This window comes from Micromonospora sp. BQ32 (genome assembly GCF_059358895.1).
The window spans coordinates 1-2,112 of sequence record NZ_JCADBI010000043.1; the positions used below are offsets into that span (position 1 = coordinate 1).

The window sequence follows — 2,112 nt, forward strand, 5'->3', positions numbered from 1 at the left end:
GACAGATGCGAGCGAGAGCCCGCAGGCGAGTCACACGACGCCTCGACAGGGGTCGACGCCACCCACCGATGCCCGTTGAGAGGGGGCATGGCAGGAGCGTCCGTCTGAAGACCCGAGACGCGACACGCAGGGTTTTGGGTACGCTGAACAGGCATCGTGATTCCTTTCGCAGAGGGCCGATGCACTTGGCCTCGACGGGCCGCAATCCCGTCGGGGCCTCTTTGCGCTCCCCGTATCCCTTGTAAAGGGGGGTTGCGCATCGATGTGTGGCCGAGGTTACGCAAGCCCCCTTGCTTGGGTCAAGCCCCATCCTGCGATAAGGTGCGTTGAACGTTCAGCGCACCGGATCGGAGGGACCGTGGAGATCAGCCCGCACGGCCTGGCTGACATCCAGGACCCGAGCGACAGAGCACGCAAGGCCAGCGACTTGATCGATGAGCACCAGGCGGCCGTTAACGAGCTGTCTCGGCTACGCCGTGAGGCGTTGGACGAGATGGTGTCGCAGGGAATGACGCACGCGCAGATCGCTCAAGTCGTTGGCATGACACGTGCCCGCGTCGGACAGCTCCTGTCGTCTGGACCCCGACCGGAACGAGCGATGCTGGGCAGTGGCCCGCTCACCGTCGCGGTCGGTGGCAAGTTCGAGGCGGGCAAGACGAACCCGTACGCAGTCGTCTCCGCCGAGATGCTGGCCGCGTACGAGAAGCTGTCCAACCTCGCTCGGGGACTCGGCATGAAGACCGAGTACGAGGTGGTGCCACCGCCGGGCATGGTCGACCTCAACCGCACCAACCTGGTCGTCGTCGGCAGCCCTCGGATTCTGCCGTTCGTCGGGCAGGTCCTCGCGTCCGATCCGAAGCTGGGCTTCGGCAGCGATGACGACGGCGTCTATCTCGTGAACCGACAGACCGGCGAGGAGTTCCGCTCTCCGTCGGACAGCGGGGAGCCAGTCGACTTTGGGTACATCGGTCGGCTTCCCCGCCCGGATGGACGTGGCACCTTCCTCTACCTCGCCGGCATTCACGCCATGGGCACCCTTGGGGTCGCGCAGTACCTGGACGACCACCTGGACGAGCTATACCGCGAGGTGAAGAACCGGCGGTTCTCTCTGCTGGTGGCCTGCACCTACGACCCGAAGACGCGGGCCGTGAAGAAGGTCGACGCGCTGACGCCGATCTACCGCAGCGAAGGCGTGGCCTGATGCGTGTCTCGACCGCCTCGGACGCAGGCAACCCGAAATCGCCCAATGAGGACTGGGCCATGGCCAGCGAGAACCTGATCGTGGTTCTCGACGGTGCCACGGCCCGTACCGGCACCGGCTGTGTCCACGGCATCGCCTGGTACGCCGCAAAGCTCGGCTCTGCTCTCGCCGGCCTGGCGGCGGACCGCGACTCGGAGTTGGTCAACGCGCTGATGTATGGCATCCGGTTCACCGCCGACCAGCACCGCGACACCTGCGACCTCAGCCACCCGGGTACACCCTCGGCCGCTACCGCCGTGCTGCGACTCAAAGACACGGCATTGGAGTACGCGGTTCTTGGTGACGTGACGGTGCTGATCGACACTGTCGACGGCATCAAGGTCATCACCGATGACCGGGTGGACAAGACGGCCCGCGCAGAACGTGACGAGGCCGACCGGCACCCGTTCGGATCGGCCGAGAAACAGGCGGCACTGCTGCGGATGAAGCACGCCGAGTTGGCCGCTCGTAACCAGCCCGGCGGGTACTGGGTGGCAGCGGCTGACCCGTTCGCCGCTCGTCACGCAATCACCGGAGAAGTCCCACTCGACAGCATCCGACGAGTCGCCGTGCTGACCGACGGAGCAGCCCGCCTGGTGGCCCTGTTCGGTCTGCTCGACTGGCCCGACGTGCTTGACGTCCTGGCCCAGGACGGACCGACCGAGCTGATCAGCCGAGTCCGGGCCATTGAGGCCGCCGACCCGTCGTGCATGAAGTGGGCGCGCAACAAGCGCAGCGACGACGCCACCGCCGTCTACGCAGCCTGAGCAGCCAATCCACGAGCAGGGCCGCCGGCTGCCGGCGTGTCTAGTCCCACCACATGCTTGACGTTTCCGTCCCAGCTGATGCTTGACGGTTGGTCTAGGACTCTT

The 2,112-nt window shown here is 66.0% G+C and carries 2 protein-coding genes; both read left to right on the top strand.

Translation table 11 applies throughout. The features are described from left to right. Positions 1-541: 541 nt before the first annotated feature. Entirely contained in the window at positions 542-1,201 is a 660-nt protein-coding gene (locus tag AC5L30_RS32885; RefSeq protein WP_494872159.1) for a sigma-70 family RNA polymerase sigma factor, read from the top strand. Positions 1,202-1,260: 59 nt separating this feature from the next. Then, positions 1,261-2,007, top strand: coding sequence for a hypothetical protein (locus tag AC5L30_RS32890; protein ID WP_494872161.1), 747 nt, complete (start codon positions 1,261-1,263; stop codon positions 2,005-2,007). Positions 2,008-2,112 lie beyond the last annotated feature (105 nt).